This window comes from Bradyrhizobium tropiciagri (genome assembly GCF_001189845.1).
Taxonomy (GTDB): Bacteria; Pseudomonadota; Alphaproteobacteria; order Rhizobiales; family Xanthobacteraceae; genus Bradyrhizobium; species Bradyrhizobium tropiciagri.
In genome coordinates this window covers 31,190-49,973 of the sequence record NZ_LFLZ01000019.1, presented here as the reverse complement: position 1 = coordinate 49,973, position 18,784 = coordinate 31,190, and the positions used below count along the sequence as shown (strand labels likewise).

At 64.8% G+C, this 18,784-nt stretch carries 19 protein-coding genes; 7 read left to right on the top strand and 12 right to left on the bottom strand.

Going from position 1 to position 18,784, the window contains the following annotated elements; genetic code table 11:
* A complete protein-coding gene (gene cbiB, locus AKN84_RS17175) occupies positions 1-942 on the bottom strand; it encodes an adenosylcobinamide-phosphate synthase CbiB (RefSeq protein WP_050421862.1) in 942 nt (313 codons plus the stop codon).
* 151 nt (positions 943-1,093) lie between these two features.
* Between cbiB and cobU the strand changes: the two genes are divergently transcribed.
* The 6 genes from cobU (at position 1,094) to AKN84_RS17150 (ending at position 4,681) form a co-directional block, all read left to right on the top strand.
* On the top strand, positions 1,094-1,597 hold the full coding sequence (gene cobU / locus AKN84_RS17170; protein WP_050421861.1) for a bifunctional adenosylcobinamide kinase/adenosylcobinamide-phosphate guanylyltransferase: 504 nt from the start codon (positions 1,094-1,096) through the stop codon (positions 1,595-1,597).
* Positions 1,598-1,629: 32 nt separating this feature from the next.
* Positions 1,630-2,262: a 5,6-dimethylbenzimidazole synthase gene (bluB, locus tag AKN84_RS17165; protein ID WP_050421923.1), complete on the top strand. Its 633-nt coding sequence runs from the start codon at positions 1,630-1,632 to the stop codon at positions 2,260-2,262.
* Positions 2,240-2,569, top strand: coding sequence for a hypothetical protein (locus AKN84_RS45600; RefSeq protein WP_128970927.1), 330 nt, complete (start codon positions 2,240-2,242; stop codon positions 2,567-2,569). The genes bluB and AKN84_RS45600 overlap by 23 nt, the downstream gene beginning before the upstream one ends.
* The gene (locus AKN84_RS17160; RefSeq protein ID WP_021082128.1) at positions 2,566-2,757 is read left to right on the top strand and encodes a CbtB domain-containing protein; all 192 of its coding nucleotides are present in this window, start codon (positions 2,566-2,568) and stop codon (positions 2,755-2,757) included. Before AKN84_RS45600 ends, AKN84_RS17160 begins: the two co-directional genes overlap by 4 nt.
* A 10-nt stretch (positions 2,758-2,767) precedes the next feature.
* Positions 2,768-3,505: a CbtA family protein gene (locus tag AKN84_RS17155; RefSeq protein WP_050421860.1), complete on the top strand. Its 738-nt coding sequence runs from the start codon at positions 2,768-2,770 to the stop codon at positions 3,503-3,505.
* A 135-nt stretch (positions 3,506-3,640) separates the two neighbouring features.
* Entirely contained in the window at positions 3,641-4,681 is a 1,041-nt protein-coding gene (locus tag AKN84_RS17150; RefSeq protein ID WP_050421859.1) for a LacI family DNA-binding transcriptional regulator, read from the top strand.
* A 6-nt stretch (positions 4,682-4,687) separates the two neighbouring features.
* Here AKN84_RS17150 and AKN84_RS17145 read toward each other — a convergent pair whose 3' ends face one another.
* Positions 4,688-5,098 carry a (R)-mandelonitrile lyase gene (locus AKN84_RS17145; RefSeq protein ID WP_050421858.1) on the bottom strand — a complete coding sequence of 137 codons (411 nt, stop codon included), beginning with the start codon at positions 5,096-5,098 and terminating at the stop codon, positions 4,688-4,690.
* A gap of 152 nt (positions 5,099-5,250) precedes the next feature.
* Entirely contained in the window at positions 5,251-6,882 is a 1,632-nt protein-coding gene (locus tag AKN84_RS17140; protein ID WP_050421857.1) for a flavin-containing monooxygenase, read from the bottom strand.
* 175 nt (positions 6,883-7,057) lie between these two features.
* Here AKN84_RS17140 and AKN84_RS17135 point away from each other — a divergent pair, with 175 nt between their 5' ends.
* On the top strand, positions 7,058-8,284 hold the full coding sequence (locus tag AKN84_RS17135) for an ABC transporter substrate-binding protein (protein WP_050421856.1): 1,227 nt from the start codon (positions 7,058-7,060) through the stop codon (positions 8,282-8,284).
* Between the two features lie 327 nt (positions 8,285-8,611).
* Here AKN84_RS17135 and AKN84_RS17130 read toward each other — a convergent pair whose 3' ends face one another.
* The 9 genes from AKN84_RS17130 to fba form a co-directional block, all read right to left on the bottom strand.
* Positions 8,612-9,445, bottom strand: a complete 834-nt coding sequence (locus AKN84_RS17130) for an inositol monophosphatase family protein (RefSeq protein ID WP_050421855.1) — start codon at positions 9,443-9,445, stop codon at positions 8,612-8,614.
* 57 nt (positions 9,446-9,502) lie between these two features.
* The gene (gene mmsB / locus AKN84_RS17125) at positions 9,503-10,693 is read right to left on the bottom strand and encodes a multiple monosaccharide ABC transporter permease (RefSeq protein WP_050421854.1); all 1,191 of its coding nucleotides are present in this window, start codon (positions 10,691-10,693) and stop codon (positions 9,503-9,505) included.
* A complete protein-coding gene (gene mmsA, locus AKN84_RS17120; protein ID WP_050421853.1) occupies positions 10,690-12,270 on the bottom strand; it encodes a multiple monosaccharide ABC transporter ATP-binding protein in 1,581 nt (526 codons plus the stop codon). Before mmsA ends, mmsB begins: the two co-directional genes overlap by 4 nt.
* Before the next feature lie 57 nt (positions 12,271-12,327).
* Positions 12,328-13,395 (bottom strand): multiple monosaccharide ABC transporter substrate-binding protein, encoded by a 1,068-nt coding sequence (chvE, locus tag AKN84_RS17115; RefSeq protein WP_050421852.1) that lies wholly within the window; start codon positions 13,393-13,395, stop codon positions 12,328-12,330.
* A 607-nt stretch (positions 13,396-14,002) separates the two neighbouring features.
* Positions 14,003-14,719, bottom strand: coding sequence for an HAD family hydrolase (locus AKN84_RS17110; protein ID WP_050421851.1), 717 nt, complete (start codon positions 14,717-14,719; stop codon positions 14,003-14,005).
* Positions 14,716-15,660: a CbbX protein gene (gene cbbX / locus AKN84_RS17105; protein WP_430649912.1), complete on the bottom strand. Its 945-nt coding sequence runs from the start codon at positions 15,658-15,660 to the stop codon at positions 14,716-14,718. Before cbbX ends, AKN84_RS17110 begins: the two co-directional genes overlap by 4 nt.
* A gap of 108 nt (positions 15,661-15,768) precedes the next feature.
* Positions 15,769-16,194 carry a ribulose bisphosphate carboxylase small subunit gene (locus AKN84_RS17100; protein WP_050421850.1) on the bottom strand — a complete coding sequence of 142 codons (426 nt, stop codon included), beginning with the start codon at positions 16,192-16,194 and terminating at the stop codon, positions 15,769-15,771.
* A 12-nt stretch (positions 16,195-16,206) separates the two neighbouring features.
* Positions 16,207-17,670, bottom strand: a complete 1,464-nt coding sequence (locus AKN84_RS17095) for a form I ribulose bisphosphate carboxylase large subunit (RefSeq protein ID WP_050421921.1) — start codon at positions 17,668-17,670, stop codon at positions 16,207-16,209.
* Positions 17,671-17,701: 31 nt separating this feature from the next.
* On the bottom strand, positions 17,702-18,784 hold the full coding sequence (gene fba / locus AKN84_RS17090; protein ID WP_050421849.1) for a class II fructose-bisphosphate aldolase: 1,083 nt from the start codon (positions 18,782-18,784) through the stop codon (positions 17,702-17,704).

Sequence of the window (18,784 nt, the reverse complement as noted above, 5' to 3'; positions counted from 1 at the left end):
TCACACCAGCGCCAGGGCCACGAAGGCGGCGGCCAGCAGGATCATGGCGTAACGATAGAGTTTCAGCCCGATGAGGACGTCAGCGGCGGCCGGATCGCGCGCGCCCTCGTTCAGCCAGGGCTCGTCCGCGATGCTTCCGTGATAGAAGCGCGGCCCGCTGAGCCGGACGCCAAGCGCGCCGGCCATCGCCGCTTCCGGCCATCCGGCATTGGGCGAGCGATGCCGTCGCGCATCGCGCAGCATGCATGACCATGCCTGCGAGTGGTTTGGCGCGAGCAGCACGAACAAGACACCGGTCAGCCGCGCCGGAATGAGATTGGCAACATCGTCGATCCGCGCCGCGGCCCAGCCAAAGGCTTCGTGCCGCTCGGTGCGATGGCCGATCATGGAGTCCAGCGTATTGACCGCCTTGTAGCCGAGGATTCCCGGCAGCCCGAACAGCGCACCCCAGAACACCGGCGCCACGATGCCGTCGGATGCATTCTCGGCAAGGCTCTCGATGGTTGCGCGCGCGATGCCGGCGTCGTCGAGCGTGGCCGGATCGCGTCCGACAATCTGCGCGACCGCCGATCGCGCGGCCGCGATGTCGCCGGATACGAGCGGATGGGCCACCGCGGCGACATGGTCATGCAGCGACCGCAGCGCCACCAGCGGCCACGCCAGGACACCTACAACAACGACATGCAGCCATCCGGGTGCGAGCGCGGACTGAACGCCCCACCCCAGCGCCGTCGCCAGCGCGATCACCAGCACGGCCGCCGCAACACCCGCGGCGCGACGCAGCGCCGGCGGATCGGAGGCCCGGTTCCAGCCGGTATCGAGCAGATGGATCAAGCGGCCGAGCCAGGTCACGGGATGGCCGATGCGGGCAAACAGCCACGCCGGCCAGCCGATCAAGGCATCCACAGCCATCGCCACCGCCATCGCTCCCGCAAAGCCCACTTAACCCTCTCCTCGCCGCGATCCCCCTGATGCGCAAGACATCGAGCGAGCGCAAGCCCTCCGCGGGCGGATTTCGGCTTTGTGTTTTACCGCGATTGGTGGTTAGAGCGTTTTCGAGCGAAGCGGGTCCCACTTCGCCGCAGGAGACCATATGACCGTCATTCTGATCACCGGCGGAGCCCGGTCCGGAAAGAGCCGGCGCGCCGAACTTCGCGCGCGCAGCTTTCCAGGTCAGCCGGTCTATGTTGCGACCGCCGAAGCGCTCGATGCTGAAATGGACGAACGCATCGCCAGGCATCGCGCACGGCGCGGCGGCGACTGGATCGAGCGCGAGGTGCCGCTCGATCTGGTTGACGTGCTGTCCGAGACCGATCGCGGCGGCGCACGGCTGGTCGATTGCCTAACGCTGTGGCTGTCCAACCTGCTGCATGCGGAGCGCGACTGGTCGCAGGAGGTGACGCGCCTTGCAGAGGCGCTGCCGCGCCAGCACAGCCCGGTCATCCTGGTCACCAACGAGGTCGGCCTCGGCATCGTGCCCGACAATGCACTGGCGCGGACCTTCCGCGACGCCGCAGGTCTGATGAACCAGACCATCGCCGCAGCAGCAGACGAGGTCGAGTTCGTCGTTGCAGGCCTGCCGATGAAGCTTAAATGAACTCCGAGATCGATCCTGCCCAGGGCTCCGCGATGATCTCATTCGACGATGCGTTTCGCCGGCAACTGCACGAGCTGTTCGTGTGGCGGCGCGACGTGCGGCGCTTCCGGACCGATCCGCTGCCGGACGGGTCAATCGAGCGGCTGATCGAGATCGCCTGCCTGTCGCCTTCGGTGGGCCTAAGCCAGCCCTGGCGGTTCGTCATTGTCGACGATGCGGCCCGGCGCCGCGCCGTGATCGACGACTTCAAGGCCTGCAACGCCGATGCGCTGCGCTCCTATTCGGGCGAACGTGCCGCAAAATATGCCGCGTTGAAATTATCGGGCCTCGAGGAGGCGCCGGGCCACCTCGCCGTATTCGCCGAGAAGAGCGACCAGATCGGCTCCGGTCTCGGCCGCGCGACGATGCCGGAGACGTCTGAATATTCCGTGGTGGCCGCGATCTGTTCGATGTGGCTTGCCGCGCGGGCCGAAGGCATTGGGCTCGGCTGGGTATCGATCCTCAATCCGGGCCGCGTTCACGAGATCCTGGAAATACCGGACGGCTGGAAATTTATCGGCTACCTCTGCATCGGTTACCCCCAGGCAGAATGCGACCGTCCCGAGCTCGAGCAGGCCAAGTGGGAATCGCGGCGAGGTCCCGGTGAATTCACCATCCGGCGTTGATGGCACGCCCGCAGACGGCGCCGCCCACTGGCGTGCCGACATCGCCTCCCTGGCGTTTCCCGTCCCGGAGCACGGTGCGATCTGCGCGGTGCATCGGGGCGCGTTTCGGACTCTGCTTGGCACGGAGCCGGTACCGGAGGCCTGCATCGGCTATTACGAGCGCCATACAGACGCATTCAGGGCGGCGGCCCACGCCAAGATCCTGCGCAAGCGCATCCCCCCTGGCACAAATCTGCATCTTACCAGTCGCGACATCGCCCGAAAGCTGCTAGAAGCCGACCAAATCGAACGTGGAGAACGACCATGAGCCAGTCCCAGACCGCGCAAGCCCAGCATCTGCCGGTTGCCACCCGACAGGTCGGCCGGCTGGCCCAGTCCCTGATGGCGATGACGCTCGGCCTGTTCATCGTCGGCGTGGTCGGCTTCTCGCACATCGACGTGATTCACAATGCCGCGCACGATGTGCGCCACTCCAACGCATTCCCCTGCCACTAACCTCGTCGGCATGAATACGTTTCGCTCGATCGTCTTCTCGTCGGTCATCGCCGGTTTCATCGTCGGACTGATCGTCACGGCGGTCCAGCAGTTCGGCACCGTTCCCCTGATCCTCAGGGCCGAGGTCTATGAGAAGGCGGCCGAGCACAAGCACGAAGCCTCAGCGCAGCCGCAGGCCATCCTCGTCCACGATCACGCGGATCATGATCATGGCGCCGAGGCCTGGGAGCCGAAAGACGGGCTGGAGCGCAATCTCTATACGGCGGGCGCGAACATCCTGACCGCGATCGGCTTTGCGCTTCTGCTCTGCGGCTTCCTCGCGGTCCGCAGCGGAGCGACCGGCGAGCCGATCTCGTGGCACGAGGGCCTGATGTGGGGCCTCGCAGGCTTTGCCGTCTTCACCATCGCTCCCGGCCTTGGGCTGCCGCCTGAATTGCCGGGCGTGCCCACCGCCCCACTGCTCTCGCGTCAGATCTGGTGGACGATCGCGGTGCTGGCGACAGCAGCCGGCCTCGGGCTGATCGTGTTCCGGCGCTCGGCACCGGCCGCGATCGCCGGGGTGGTCCTGATCATGCTGCCGCATCTGATCGGCGCGCCGGAGCTCGAGCATGTCGAGACCAACGTGCCGTCGTCATTGTCGCATCAGTTCGTGGTCGCCGTCACGCTGACCAGCCTGGTGTTCTGGTCGCTGCTGGGCAGCCTGACCAGCGCGGCGTTCGCCTATTTCGACCGGCCCGCGTCAGCGTAGCGCCACCGGCCGCAGCGACAGGAATCATTTGAGATTCGTGACGGAGCCTGATTAGATTCGGTCATGCCGTCCGCTCCGCGCCGCAAGAGGCGCACCTGACGACGGCAACGCCGAACCGACAGGACCCGACCACGCATGGCAAAGGCGCGACGGACACGACCGACGATTCGTGACGTCGCGGCCGAAGCCGGCGTGTCCGTCTCGAGCGTCAGCCGCACGCTCAACGGCGGCAACTATACCAGCGCGGAACTGCATGCCCGCATCATGCGCGCGGTGAAGCGGCTCGGCTTCGAGCCGGACCAGGCGGCGCAGGCGCTGCGCTCGCGGGCCTCCAACACGATCGGCTGCATGGTCGCCGATTTCTCCAATCCGCACTACACCGGCATGGTGAGCGCGGCGGAGGAGGAATTCCAGCGCGCCGGCTTCCTGTTGATGCTGGCCGCGACCAAGCATGAGGAGGCGCGCGAGGCCGCATTCCTGTCGGCGGTACGGCGGCGCCAGATGGATGGCTTGCTGCTGTTCGCCGGCGACAATTCCCACAAGGATTTCATGAAGGGGCTCGCGACGCTCGACCTGCCCTGCGTCACCGTCGACCGCGACGTGCCTGATAGCATCCCGGTTCGCGTCGATCACCGCGGCGGCGCGCTGGAGGCGACGCGCTATCTGATCGGCCTCGGTCACCGCCGCATCGCGCTGCTCACCGGAAGCGCCGCGGTGCTGCCGAGCTCGGAGCGGCTCGCGGGCTATCGGCAGGCGCATCAGGAGGCCAAGATCGAGGTCGATCCCGGCCTGATCCGCCCGCATATGCAGGGCGCCAACACCGCGTTCAGCTCGGTGTGCCAGCTCTTGCAAATGGCAAAACCGCCGACCGCGATCATCTCGCTCGGCACCAGCATGCTGGCCGAGGTGCTGCAGGCGATCACCAGCAACGGCCTGCGCTATCCGCAGGACGTCTCGATCGTGTGCAGCGGCGACACCGACCTCGCCCGCCATGCGACGCCCGCGATCTCGGCCTTGAGCTGGGACATGAACGAGGTCGGCCGCACCGCCGCGCGGCTGCTGCTGGAGCGGATCCGCGACAGCGACAAGGCCGGCAGCAGCCCGCCGGTGTTCCTGCCGACGCGCCTCATCCTGCGTCACTCCTGCGCCGCGCCGGCGACGCGCGGGCGGAAGTAACGCCGGTCAATCGGCCTGCGGCGCCGCCGCATATTGCGCGTCGGAAACGTGCTCCATCCAGGTCGCGTAGTCGCCATCGAGCGCTTCGTGGATTGCGATGTGGCTCATGCCGGTGGTTGGCGCGGCACCGTGCCAATGTTTCTCGCCCGGCGGAATCCACACCACATCGCCCGGACGGATCACGCGGATCGGGCCGTCCCAGCTCTGCACATATCCCGCGCCGGCAGTGACGTAGAGCGTCTGGCCGAGCGGATGGGTGTGCCAGGCCGTGCGCGCCCCCGGTTCGAACGTGACCCGGGCGGCCTGCACCCGCGCCGGCGCGGGTGCGTTGACGATCGAGTCAGCCCATACGGTGCCGCTGAACCATTCGGCGTTGCCGCGCCGGCTCGGGACCGTTCCTGATCGCTTGATTTCCATCGTCTGTCCTCCAACTCTTCTCAAATCTGGAAACGGTTCCAACCTTATCGTCATTGCGAGCGAAGCGAAGCAATCCATCCCTCCGCCCACGCGGAGCGATGGATTGCTTCGTCGCTTCGCTCCTCGCAATGACGGAGAGCAAAGCGCCTGCCTCAGCGCAACTCAAACCCCTCATAACCACGTTGCGCGATCTGCGCGATGCGGTGGCGATAGCCCTGGCCGACATAGGGCATGAACACCCGCGGCTTGCCCGCGATGTTGGCTCCCTGGTACCAGGAATTGGCCTTCGGATAGAGCGTGCGGCTGGCAGCATCCGCGACATGCGCCATCCAGGCCCGCTCGGCATCGCGATCCGGCTCGATCCGCGTCTGCCCCTTGGCGCGCATGCTGTCGAGGCACGCCGCGATCCACTCGACATGGTTCTCGCAGGCGTGGATCACGTTGCCGATGACGGACGGGCTCCCCGGCCCGGTCACGACGAACAGGTTCGGGAAGCCTGACACCATCAGGCCGAGATAGGCGCTGGGTCCGTCGGCCCAGGCCTCGTTCAAGGTCGCACCGTCGCGGCCGCGGATCTGCATCGCGGCGAGCGCGCCGGTCATCGCGTCATAGCCGGTCGCCAGCACCAGCGCATCGAGCACGAACGAGCGCGTCGCCGTCTCGAGGCCGGTCGCGGTGACCGCCGTCAGCGGCTCCGCGCGCAGATCGACCAGCTCGACATGCGGCAGATTGTAGGTCGCAAAATAACCGGTATCGATGCAGATGCGCTTGACGCCGAGCGGATAATCCTTCGGCGACAGCGCCTCTGCCGTCGCCGCGTCGTTGACGATGCCGCGGATCTTGTCCCGCACGAAGTCGCAGGCGACGTCGTTGACGGCCTCATCGGTCAGGATGTTAGGGAACGCGGTCAGGATGCCGCCGCCGCCCTGCTCCCACAGTTGTTCATAGCGCGCCCATTGCACGTCGCGGTCGGGCACCGCAGCGTCGAATGCGTTCGCGGGCACCCGCCCGAATTCCGGCGTCTCGAGGCTTTCGCGATATTTCGCGATCAACGGCTCGGCGGCCGCGATATCGGTGTCGGACAGCGGCGCGTTGCGTGCCGGCACCGAGTAGTTCGGCGTGCGCTGGAAGACGGTCAGGCGGCTTGCCGCCTTTGCGACCATCGGGATCGTCTGCACGCCCGACGAGCCGGTGCCGATCACCGCGACACGCAAGCCGGAAAAGTCGACCTGCTCATGCGGCCACTGCCCGGTGTGATAGACCCGCCCGCCGAAGCGCTCCAGCCCCGGCAGCTTCGGCTTGTTTGGCACCGAGAGATTGCCCGTCGCCATCACGCAAGTCGATGCGACGATGCAATCGCCGCGATCGGTGCGCACCGTCCAGCTCTCGCCGGCCTCGTCCCAGTCGGCGCTGGTCACGCGGGTATCGAAGCGGATCAAAGAGCGCAGATCGAACCGGTCGACGACATGCTGCGCATAGCGCAGGATCTCCGGCTGCGCGGCGTATTTCTCGCTCCAGCGCCATTCCTGCCGCAGCTCCTCCGACCAGGTGTAGGAATAGAACAGGCTCGGTATGTCGCAGCGCGCGCCGGGATAGCGATTCCAGTACCAGGTGCCACCGACATCGGACCCCGCTTCGATGCCGATCACCTTCAGCCCGAGCTCGCGCAGCCGGTAGATCGCATACAGCCCGCCGAACCCGGCCCCCACCACGACGGCATCGCATTCGGCGACCAGCGGCGGCCTCGCGCCATGATCCGGGCTGGTCTGCTCCAGTCTGCTCATTTGTCACATCTCTCCGGCCGCAGGGAATATTGCCATCGGTGGGAACACGCGCTAGTCTGGAAACGTTTCCAGACCGGAAGCGCATACGATAATTGTTGCCGGGCGTCAACGCGTAGGCCCTCGGGCCGGCATACGTCACAAGGCGATCGATGGATCATCAGGGAGTGAACGAGGGATGTTGGACGGATTTTGTCTTCGCGCGTGGCTTGCGGTCGCGGCAACGATCGGTGCGCTGTCGCCGGCGCTCGCGCAGAAGAACTACGGCCCGGGGGTCTCGGACACCGAGATCAAGATCGGCAATATAATGCCCTATAGTGGCCCCGCTTCCGCGTACGGCGCGATCGGCCGCACCGAAGCGGCCTATTTCAGGATGATCAACGACCAGGGCGGCATCAACGGGCGCAAGGTCAACTTCATCAGCTACGACGACGGCTTCTCGCCGCCGAAGTCGGTCGAACAGGCGCGCAAGCTGGTCGAGGGCGACGAGGTGCTGCTGGTGTTCCAGCCGCTCGGCACCGCGCCCAATGTCGCGATCCAGAAATATCTGAACGGCAAGAGGGTCCCTCACCTCTTCATAGCATCGGGCGCGACGCGCTTCGGCGATCCCCAGGGCTTTCCGTGGACGATGGGCTGGCAGCCGAACTACCAGAGCGAAGGGCGAATCTACGCCAAGTACATCCTCGACAAGTTTCCGAACGGCAAGATCGCGGTGCTCTGGCAGAACGACGATGCCGGCAAGGATGCGCTCAAGGGCCTGCGCGACGGGCTCGGCGACAAGGCCGGCAGCATGATCGTCGCCGACAAATCCTACGAGCTGACCGATCCGACGCTGGATTCACAGATCGTGGCGCTGCGCGCCTCGGGCGCCGACATCCTGTTCACCTGGGCAGCCCCGAAGGGCGCGGCGCAGACCATCAAGAAGGTCGCCGAGCTCGGCTGGAAGCCGACCTTCTTCCTGACCTCGACGGCGACCTCGGTCGCCTCGGTGATGCGCGCCGCCGGCATCGAGCATTCGCAAGGCATCATCTCGGTCGCCTACCTCAAGGATCCGACCGACAAGATCTGGGCCGACGACGCCGAGACCAACGAGTGGCGGACGTTCATGGACAAGTACATGCCCGACGGCGACAAGACCAACGGCAATCACGTCTATGGCTACGCCGCCGCGCAAACGCTCGCGCAAGTGCTCAAGCAGTGCGGCGACGACCTGACGCGTGAAAACGTGATGAAGCAGGCCGCCAGCCTGAAGGACTTTGCGCCGAAGATGATCCTGCCCGGGATCAGGATCAACACCGGCGCGACTGACTTCCGTCCGATCGAGCAGTCGCAGCTGATGCGGTTCGAGGGCGAGAGCTGGACGCTGTTCGGCAAAGTCATCACCGGCGAGGTCGGCAGCGAATGATAGCGCCGTGATATTGCCTCACCTTGTCATGCCCGGACTTGTTCTGGGCATGACGGGAAGCAATCGTCATGCAGTCAACAAGGCGAACGCACGGCGCAGGAATGCCGGCGCTGTGACTCACCGACCGCGCAACACATTTCGATGTCGTCCCTGCGAAAGCAGGGACCCATTACCCCAGTTGCCGATTGTTGCACGACGCTGGGGCGACGATCTCCCTCACAACCTGCTTCGGTGGTTATGGGTCCTGGCTTTCGCCAGGACGACGCGTGGAAAGCGTCGTTTCGCGGGTGATGACATCGAGCAAGCCGTTTGACAGTTGCGACAGAACTACTCGGTCCGCGTCAGGATCGCCTGCTGCGCCGCATGCCAGCTCGCCTCATCGGGCGCGCAGAGCAGGCCGCCGGTCAGATTGACCGGCTTGTAGGGCGATCCGTCGAAATGCGCGCTGTAGCCGCCGGCCTCGCGATGCAGCAGCCAGCCCGCGGCATGATCCCACGGCATCAGCTTGTTGTAGAACAGGAGATGGCAATGGCCGGACGCCGCCATGCGATACTCGTGCGCGGCGCATCGGAGCCAGGCACTGACGCCAAGCTTGGACAGGTTACCGGCGACGATTGGGCGCAGCGCCTCAGGCAGGAAGTTGACGCCGATCACCGCGTCCATCTGCTTGACCGGCACGGCCGCTGCCACCTTCAGATCATGCCGCTTGCCATCGGGCCGTTCGAGCCAGGCGCCCTCACCGCGCAGCGCGAACGCGGTGTCATTGCAGACGGGATCATGGATCGCGCCGAACACGATCTCGCCGCGCATCGTGGCAGCCACCATGGTGCCGAACAGCGGCAGGCTTGAGGTGAAATTCCGGGTGCCGTCGATCGGATCGATGATGAAGGCGAGTTCCGCGGTTCCGACCTGATCGAGCGCGGCCGGATCGCGCGATGTCGCTTCCTCGCCGATGATGGCCGCATTCGGAAACGCCCGGAGCAGCGCCGCTGAGATCGCCTGCTCGGCCAGCTCATCAGCTTCGGTGACGACGTCGAACGCCGACGTCTTGGTGCGGACCTCGATTTCGCGGACGCGGCGATACCGCGGCATGATCTCGGCGCGGCCGACCTCAGCAAGGATGTTCCCGATGGTCAGCGCATCGGCATGGGACAGTTTCACGCGGCATTCTCCTGCGTTGCGCAGGCATCATATCGCGGAATCATCACCGCGCGGCAATCACCGGCGCTGGTTGTAGACATCGATGCAGACGGCGCCGAGCAGGACGAGGCCCTTGATCACCTGCTGATAATCGATGCCGATGCCGAGGATCGACATGCCGTTGTTCATCACGCCCATGATCATGGCGCCGACCACCGCACCCCCGACCCGGCCGACACCGCCATAGGCCGAGGCGCCGCCGATGAAGCAGGCGGCGATCACGTCGAGCTCGAAGCCGAGGCCGGCCTTCGGCGTTGCGGTGTTGAGCCGCGCCGCGAACACCAGTCCGGCGAGCGCGGCCAACACGCCCATATTGACGAAGGTGAAGAAGGTCAGCCGCTCGGTCTTGACGCCCGACAGCTTCGCGGCCTTGGCATTGCCGCCCACCGCATAGATCTGCCGGCCGATCACGGTCCGCCGTGTGACAAAGCCATAGGCCGCGATCAGCACCGTCATGATGACCAGCACGTTCGGCAGGCCGCGATGCGAGGCGATCAGATAGGTGAAATAGAGCACGGCGCCCGCTAGCGCGATGCTCTTGGCGATGAAGAACGCGTAGGGCTCGACCTCGATGCCGTGCGACTGCTCACGCGCCCGGCTCTTGGCGCTCGCCAGCACCAGCGCGAACGCCAGCACGACACCGATCAGCAGCGAGGTCGGATACAGCGTGCCGGCGCTCGGGAACAGTTCGGGGATGAAGCCCGACGACAGCTTCTGGAAGGTCGGCGGAAACGGCCCGACCGACCGGCCCTGCAGCACCGCGAGCGCAAGGCCCTTGAACACCAGCATGCCCGCCAAAGTCACGATGAAGGATGGAATCTTGAAATAGGCGACCCAGTAGCCCTGCGCCGCACCGATCGCGGCACCGATCAACAGACAGGCGATGAAGGCGATCGGGTAGTCGACATGGTAGGTCACCATCAGCACCGCCGCGACCGCGCCGACGAACCCCGCGACCGAGCCGACCGACAGGTCGATATGCCCGGTGACGATCACCAGCAGCATGCCGAGCGCCATGATCACGATGTAGCTGTTCTGCAGCACGAGGTTGGTGAGATTGACCGGCTGCAACAGCGTGCCGTCGGTCACGATCTCGAAGAACAGCATGATCGCGAGCAGCGACAGCAGCATGCCGTAGTTGCGCAGATTGTTCTTGATGAAGCCGGAATGCTTGGGGGCCTCGGGAAGTGACACCGTCTTGTCGGTCATTGTGCTCCGCCTACCGCTCGCGCCTCGCTGGCAGGGGCGCCGCTTCCGGACATCCTGACATTGCGCATGATGGCGCGCATGATCTTCTCCTGCGTCGCGTCGTCCTTGGCGAACTCGCCGACGAAGGCGCCGTCATTCATCACGCAGATCCGGTCGCAGATGCCGAGCAATTCGGGCATCTCCGACGAGATCACCACGACACCCTTGCCGGCCGCCGCGAGCTCGTTGATGATACAATAAATCTCGTATTTTGCCCCGACGTCGATGCCTCGGGTCGGTTCATCCAGCAGCAGCACCTGCGGATCGGTCATCAGCCATTTCGACAGCACCACCTTCTGCTGGTTGCCGCCCGAGAGCTGACCGGCCTCCTGATAGACATCGGAACAGCGGATCCGCATTCGGTTGCGGTAGTCGCTCGCCGCCTTCAGCTCGACGACATCGTCGATCACGCCGCGATCGGCGACCTGGCGAAGGCTCGCCAGCGTCACGTTCTTGCGAACGTCGTCGGCGAGGATCAATCCGAGCTGCTTGCGGTCCTCGGTGACATAGGCGAGGCCGGCGTGGATCGCGGCCGGCACGCTGGCGAAGCTCGCCTCGCGTCCGTCAAGGCTGATCCTGCCGGTGATGTTGTAGCCCCAGGCCCTGCCGAACAGGCTCATGGCGAACTCGGTGCGGCCGGCGCCCATCAGGCCGGCGATGCCGACCACCTCGCCGCGCCGCACCTTGAAGTCGACGTTCTTGATCACCTGCCGGGCGGTGTGCAGCGGGTGATACACCGACCAGTTCTCCACATTCATCACGGGATCGCCGATCGCGACGTTTCGCTCCGGGAAACGATGCGCGAGATCGCGGTTGACCATGCTGCGAATGATCCGGTCCTCGTCGACCGCTTCGGAGCGGCAATCGATGCTGTCGACGGTGCGGCCGTCGCGCAGCACCGTGATGCGGTCGGCGACGCGTGCGACTTCGTTCAGCTTGTGCGAGATCAGGATCGAGGCGATGCCCTGCTCGCGGAAGGCCAGCAGCCGGTCGAGCAGCGCGGCGCTGTCGGCCTCGTTGAGGCTCGCGGTCGGCTCGTCGAGGATCAGAAGGCGCACCTGCTTCGACAGCGCCTTTGCGATCTCGACCAGCTGCTGCTTGCCGACACCGAGGTCGGTGACCAGGGTGTCCGGCGATTCCCGCAGACCGACTTGCGCCAGCAGCTCCGCGGTCCGCCGGTACACCGAGTTGCGGTCGATCACCCCGTAGCGCGATGGTGCGCGCGAGAGAAAAATATTCTCGGCGATCGACATCAACGGGATCAGCGCCAGCTCCTGGTGGATGATGATGATCCCCAGCGCTTCGGAATCGTTGATGTCGCGGAACCGGCGCTCCGCGCCGTCGAACAGGATCGACCCCTCATAGCTGCCGGCGGGGTAGACCCCGCTCAGCACCTTCATCAGGGTCGACTTGCCGGCGCCGTTCTCGCCGACCAGAGCATGGATCTGGCCGGCTTCCACGGTGAAGCTGACGTCGCGCAACGCCTGCACGCCGGCAAAGCTCTTGCTGACGCCGCGCATCTCAAGCATTGCCGTCATCGGATCATGTCTCGCAGCGTCGATCGGCCTCGGCGGGGTGCGTCCAGCTCACCTGCCCTAATCGAATTGCGAGCGCTTATAGTAGCCGCTGTCAATCAGGACTTTCTCCCAATTGGTCTTGTCCACCACGACCGGCTTGAGCAGATAGGACGGAACCACCTTGACCCCGTTGTTGTAGGTCTTGGTGTCGTTGACACTGACCTCCTTCTTGCTCAGCACGGCATCGACCATGTCGGCCGTGACCTTGGCGAGATCGCGGGTGTCCTTGAAGATGGTGGAGTATTGCTCGCCGCGCAGCATTGCCTTGATCGACGGCACCTCGGCGTCCTGGCCGCTAATATACGGCATCGGCTGGTCCTTGCTGCCGTAGCCGACCCCCTTCAGGGACGAGATGATGCCGATCGACAGGCCGTCATAGGGCGACAGCACCGCATCGACCCGCTTCTTTCCGTAGAAGGCGCTGAGCAGATTGTCCATCCGCGCCTGCGCGGTGGCGCCGTCCCAGCGCAGGGTCGCGACCTTGTCCATGCCCATCTGGCCGCTGGCGACCACCAGCTTGCCGCTGTCGATGTACGGCTTCAGCACCGACATCGCGCCGTCGTAGAAGAAATAGGCGTTGTTGTCGTCGGGCGAGCCGCCGAACAGCTCGATGTTGAAGGGACCCTTGCCGTCCTTCAGCCCGAGCGCATTCACGATCGAGCTCGCCTGCAGCACGCCGACCTGGAAATTGTCGAAGGTCGCATAATAGTCCACGTTCGGCGTGTCACGGATCAGGCGGTCATAGGCGATGACCGTGATGCCCTGGGCCTTGGCCTGCTTCAGCGCGTCGGACAGCGTGGTGCCGTCGATCGCCGCGATCACCAGCACCTTGGCGCCCTTGGTCACCATGTTCTCGACCTGGGAGAGCTGGTTCGGAATGTCGTCATCGGCATATTGCAGGTCGGTGCCGTAGCCGCGCTCCTTCAGCACCTTGACCATGTTGTTGCCGTCGTCGATCCAGCGTGCCGAGGATTTGGTCGGCATCGCGATGCCAATGGTCGCCTTGCTCTGCGCGAACGCATCCGAGGCGGCCACGGACAGACCGGCCAACGCCAGTGCGAACAACGAAACCTTCAATTTGAACATGCGTCACTCCCTTGGCTTTCCCTTGGCTTTTTTGAATTTAGGTACCGTTGCCTTAGACGGCGTCAATCGACGGCCATCATTCGTTGGCTGATTGCAGATCTGCGCGACGTCGGATCGGCGCCGCAGCCGTCACGAACCGAAATCGCGAATTGTCGATTGAACCCAACAGCGCCATGGTCACTCCGCACGATCAGCCAAATCGATCCTACAATGCCGGGGTCACCCGCGAGTCATGCCGTAGGGCCGCGGGAATGACGTGGGAGATCATAAGGCGCTGTCTCCCGGAATTGTTGGCAAGCGCCGTCGCCTCCAGAACCTCTGGTGGTTTGGCATTGCTTCTGGCAACCTTTGGTGGATGGTGCCCCTCCCCTCGCATGGATGCAAGCATCATTTATTCAATCACCAGAATAAATTGATCCGGAGACACGGAGGGTCACGAGGCGCTATCTCCCGAAATTTTTGGCAGCCGTCATCACCAGTCAGAATTTCTGGCGGTCCGGCGCTGCATCTGGCCGAAGATGCCCCTACTGGGCTATGGAAGCAAGCGCGATTTATTTAATCTACCGAAGAAATTATTCGGAACGGCCGCCGGCGGCGACAACGCCCTCTAATCCTCGATCTCGGAGAGATCATCGACGACCAGAAGTGCCTCGGCGAAATCATCATCGCTGAAATAGGTGCTGCGGGTGATGACGACGGGGATGCCGGCCCGCGCCGCGGCGGCGAGGCCGTTACCGGAATCCTCCACCGCGATGCAATCGACCGGCCCGAGCCCGAGCCGCGCCAGGACCTCGAGATAGACGTCCGGGGCCGGCTTCTTCCGTGGCACGTCGTCGCCGGCGACGATCGCCTCGAACAGATCGGCCCAGCCCAGCCCCAGCGCAACCGACAGCAGCGCATCGATATTGCCATGCGAGGTCGTGGTGGCGATCGCCAGCCGCTGACCGCGGCGGTGTGCACCGGCGAGCCAGGCCCGCACGCCCGGCCGCAACGGACAGCCGCCCGCCGCGATCAGCGCCGCGTAGTGCGTGGTCTTGATCGCATGCAGGTCGGCGATATCTGCGAATGTCAGCATAGGCACCGCGTTGCGCTCATCGAAGGCGCGGATGCGCTCCTTGCCACCGGCGACCCGAAGCAGCCGCCCGTAGGTGACCTGGTCCCAGAACCAGTCGAGGCCGGCTTCGGCGAACGCCTCGTTGAAGGCGCGGCGATGCACCTCCTCGGTCTCGGCGAGCGTACCGTCGACATCGAAGATCAAGGCGCGCGCCCCCGCAATGATGTCGCGCATCCCGGCGGTCCGGATCGCTGCGAGCGCCTGGTTCATCGCCCCTCGCCTGCAGCGCCGGTGCCCTTCGCGAACACGCGGCTCGCCAGCACGTCGCCGGCCTCGATCGACATCACGTCGTCGGCCGTGAGCGTGCGGTCGAGCTTCGCCACGATGCGATTGGCCTGGCGCAGCCGGGTGCGATCGAGCGCGTTGCGGATCGAGCGCGCATTGGAGAACAGCGGCTGTTCCTTGCGAATGCCGATGTACCGGGTGAAGGCCTCGCGTGCTTCCGGGGAGAAACGATAATTCTGCTGCTGCAACATCAACTCGGCGATCCAGAGCAGCTCCGCGTCCGAATAATCCGGGAAGTCGATGTGATGCGCGATGCGGGAGCGGAAGCCCGGATTGCTCTGGAAGAACTTCTCCATCCGGTCGCCATAGCCGGCCAGGATCACCACGAGATCCTCACGCTGCTGTTCCATGATCTGCAGCAGGATCTCGATCGCTTCCTGCCCGTAGTCGCGCTCGTTCTCGGGACGATAAAGGTAATAGGCCTCGTCGATGAACAAGACGCCACCCATCGCCTTCTTCAATATCTCTTTCGTCTTCGGCGCGGTGTGGCCGATATATTGCCCGACCAGATCATCGCGCGTGACGCTGACGACGTGGCCGCGGCGGACGAAGCCGAGTTTGTGCAGGATGCCGGCCATCCGCAGCGCGACCGTGGTCTTGCCGGTGCCGGGATTGCCGGTGAACGACATGTGCAGGGTCGGAAATGTCGTCGCCAGCGCCATCTTCTGCCTGATGCGTTCGACCAGCAGGAGCGAAGCGATCTCGCGGATGCGGGTCTTCACCGGCTTCAGGCCGATCAATTCGGAATCGAGCTGGTCGAGCACGTCGCCGATGCCGAGGTCGGCGAATTCATGCCGAAGGTCGATGGTCTCGAGCGGCCTCTCGCGGATCTGTTGGCTGACTTGTTCTTGCGATTGCGTCATCATCCTCTCGCTTCGAAAAAAGCTCCGTCGCCGCGGCGGGCGACGACGGAGAAGTGCATCCGGACCAGGCGGTCGAGGGAGCAACCCGCCTGGCTTGCCAACCGGACGCGGTCACTGATCTGCGTAGCGTTCGCCCTCGGGGCGAACAGCCGCATAAGAATACGTCGCGTAGCGGACGTTGCGGCCGGCGGCTTCCTGACGGTCGAGCCGGAAGCCGGGCTCCTCGCGCGGCCGGTTGACGATGAAGGAGATCCGAACCGACTCCCAGCCGTGGCTGGAATCGAAGCCGGAGATTCGGATGTAGCGGTCGCCATAGACCCGCCGGCAGTCCGCGAGTTCCTTCATGATGCCGGCTGCATCGCGCAGGTCGAACATCGGCAGGCCCCACATGTCCCAATAGGTGTTGCGGGGGTGCGGATCGTCGGTGAACTCGATGTTCACCGCCCAGCCCTTGTCGAGGCAGTATTGCACCTGCGCGGCGATCTGTTCGTCGGTGAGATCGGGCAGGAACGAGAAGCAGCCTTGGGTCACGCGCATGAGAAACTCCTGTCAGACCGCCATGCTCGGCGTGGGAACGAAATCGGGGGCATCCGTCGATTCGTAGTTGAAGGTGACGTCCTTCCAGACATCGAGCGCCTCGCGCAGCGGCGTGCAGGTCTGCGCCGCCTTGGCCAGGATCTCCGGGCCTTCATGGACGTAGTCACGCCCCTCGTTGCGGGCGAGGATCATGGCTTCCAGCGCGACGCGGTTAGCGGTGGCGCCGGCCTGGATGCCGCGGGGATGGCCGATGGTGCCGCCGCCGAACTGCAACACGACGTCCTCGCCGAGCAGGTCGAGCAGCTGGTGCATCTGGCCGGCATGAATGCCGCCCGAGGCCACCGGCATCAGCTTGTTGAGGCTCGCCCAGTTCTGGTTGAAGAACACGCCGTGCTCGAGCTGCATCGGATTGAAGTCCTCGCGGCAGATGTCGTAGTAGCCGCGCGTAGTATTCGGATCGCCCTCGAGCTTGCCGACCACAGTGCCGGCATGGATGTGATCGACGCCGGCGAGCCGCATCCATTTCGCGATCACGCGGAACGAGACGCCGTGGTTGCGCTGCCGCGTGTAGGTCGAGTGGCCGGCGCGGTGCAGATGCAGGATCATGTTGTTCCGGCGCGCCCACTTCGCCATCGACTGGATCGCCGTGTAGCCGATCACGAGATCGATCATGACGATGTTGGAGCCGAGCTCATGGGCGAATTCGGCGCGCTCGTACATGTCCTCCATGGTCGCCGCGGTGACGTTGAGATAGGTGCCCTTGATCTCGCCGGTCGCGGCCTGCGCGCGGTTGACCGCTTCCATGCAGTAGAGGAAGCGCTCGCGCCAGTGCATGAAGGGCTGCGAATTGATGTTCTCGTCGTCCTTGGTGAAGTCGAGGCCGCCCTTGAGCGCCTCGTAAACGACGCGGCCGTAGTTGCGGCCGGACAGGCCGAGCTTCGGCTTCACGGTGGCGCCGAGCAAGGGACGGCCGAACTTGTCGAGCCGTTCGCGCTCCACCACGATCCCGGTGGCCGGGCCCTGGAAGGTTTTCACATAGGCGGTCGGCAGCCGCATGTCCTCGAGGCGCAACGCCTTCAGCGGCTTGAAACCGAACACGTTGCCGATGATCGAGGCGGTCAGGTTCGAGATCGATCCCGCCTCGAACAAATCGAGGTCATAGGCGATATAGGCGAAGTAGCTGCCCGGCGAGTTCGGCACCGGATCGACGCGATAGCACTTCGCCCGATACTTCTCCGCAGCGGTCAGCCGATCGGTCCACACCACGGTCCAGGTCGCGGTCGAGGATTCGCCCGCCACCGCCGCGCAGGCTTCGGTCGGATCGACGCCGTCCTGCGGGGTGACGCGGAACAAGGCGATGACGTCGGTGTCCTTGGGCTCATAGTCCGGCTCCCAATAGCCCATCCGCTTGTATTCCATCACGCCGGACTTGTAGCGATCCTTGCCGCGCACGGTGATCGACTGCTGGACGTTCATCAGACTCTCCTGTGTTTCGCTGGCCATTTGCTCAGGCGGCCTGGGTCATTTTTCCAATCTGCGGATCGAGCGCACCGGCACGATAGCGGCGGGCCATCTCCGGCAGCGCGACCACCTTGATCCTCGCGGCATTGCCGGCGGTGCCGAACTGCTCGAAGCGGTCGCGGCAGAGTTCGCGCAGCGCATCCATCGCAGGCTTCAGGAACTTGCGCGGATCGAATTCGCTCTTCGACTGCGTGGCGACCTTGCGGAAGGCTGCCGCCATCGCGAGGCGGCAATCGGTGTCGATATTGACCTTGCGCACGCCATGCTTGATGCCGCGGACGATCTCCTCGACCGGTACGCCCCAGGTCTGCGGCATCTCGCCGCCGAACTGGTTGAACACGTCCTGCAGCGCCTGCGGCACCGAGGACGAGCCGTGCATCACCAGATGCGTGTTGGGCAGGCGCGTGTGGATCTCCTCGACCACGCGCATCGCCAGGATCTCGCCGTCGGGCTTGCGGGTGAACTTGTAGGCACCATGCGAGGTACCCATCGCGATCGCTAGCGCATCGACCTTGGTGGCGCGGACGAAATCGACCGCCTGGTCCGGGTCGGTGAGCAGCTGGTCGTGGCTGATCTTGCCTTCAACCCCGTGACCGTCCTCCTGCTCGCCGCCGCCATGCTCGAGCGAACCGAGCACGCCGAGCTCGCCTTCGACCGACACGCCGACCCAGTGCGCCATCTCGACGACCCGGCGGGTGATGTCGACATTGTAATCGTAATCGGCCGCGGTCTTGGCGTCCGCCTTGAGCGAACCGTCCATCATCACGGAGGTGAAGCCGTAGCGGATCGCGGTGGCGCAGGTCGCCTCCTCGTTGCCGTGGTCGAGATGCAGGCAGAGCGGGATCTGCGGGTGCATCTCCTCCAGCGCATCGATCATCTTCGCGAGCATGATGTCGTTGGCATAGGACCGCGCGCCGCGCGACGCCTGGATGATGACCGGCGCGTCGCAGGATGCCGCCGCCTCCATGATGGCGAGACCCTGCTCCATATTGTTGATGTTGAAGGCCGGCACGCCGTAGCCGCGTTCGGCGGCGTGGTCCAGCAATTGCCTCAGTGTGATCCGCGCCAT

Coding starts and splice junctions, on each gene's coding strand:
- AKN84_RS17095 (WP_050421921.1), bottom strand. CDS start 17,670: ATGAACGTCCAGCAGTCGATCACCGTGCGCGGCAAGGATCGCTACAAG.
- fba (WP_050421849.1), bottom strand. CDS start 18,784: ATGGCGCGGATCACACTGAGGCAATTGCTGGACCACGCCGCCGAACGC.
- chvE (WP_050421852.1), bottom strand. CDS start 13,395: ATGTTCAAATTGAAGGTTTCGTTGTTCGCACTGGCGTTGGCCGGTCTG.
- mmsA (WP_050421853.1), bottom strand. CDS start 12,270: ATGACGGCAATGCTTGAGATGCGCGGCGTCAGCAAGAGCTTTGCCGGC.
- AKN84_RS17155 (WP_050421860.1), top strand. CDS start 2,768: ATGAATACGTTTCGCTCGATCGTCTTCTCGTCGGTCATCGCCGGTTTC.
- AKN84_RS17140 (WP_050421857.1), bottom strand. CDS start 6,882: ATGAGCAGACTGGAGCAGACCAGCCCGGATCATGGCGCGAGGCCGCCG.
- AKN84_RS17100 (WP_050421850.1), bottom strand. CDS start 16,194: ATGCGCGTGACCCAAGGCTGCTTCTCGTTCCTGCCCGATCTCACCGAC.
- AKN84_RS17160 (WP_021082128.1), top strand. CDS start 2,566: ATGAGCCAGTCCCAGACCGCGCAAGCCCAGCATCTGCCGGTTGCCACC.
- bluB (WP_050421923.1), top strand. CDS start 1,630: ATGATCTCATTCGACGATGCGTTTCGCCGGCAACTGCACGAGCTGTTC.
- AKN84_RS17135 (WP_050421856.1), top strand. CDS start 7,058: ATGTTGGACGGATTTTGTCTTCGCGCGTGGCTTGCGGTCGCGGCAACG.
- AKN84_RS17150 (WP_050421859.1), top strand. CDS start 3,641: ATGGCAAAGGCGCGACGGACACGACCGACGATTCGTGACGTCGCGGCC.
- AKN84_RS17110 (WP_050421851.1), bottom strand. CDS start 14,719: ATGAACCAGGCGCTCGCAGCGATCCGGACCGCCGGGATGCGCGACATC.
- cbbX (WP_430649912.1), bottom strand. CDS start 15,660: ATGATGACGCAATCGCAAGAACAAGTCAGCCAACAGATCCGCGAGAGG.
- cobU (WP_050421861.1), top strand. CDS start 1,094: ATGACCGTCATTCTGATCACCGGCGGAGCCCGGTCCGGAAAGAGCCGG.
- mmsB (WP_050421854.1), bottom strand. CDS start 10,693: ATGACCGACAAGACGGTGTCACTTCCCGAGGCCCCCAAGCATTCCGGC.
- AKN84_RS17145 (WP_050421858.1), bottom strand. CDS start 5,098: ATGGAAATCAAGCGATCAGGAACGGTCCCGAGCCGGCGCGGCAACGCC.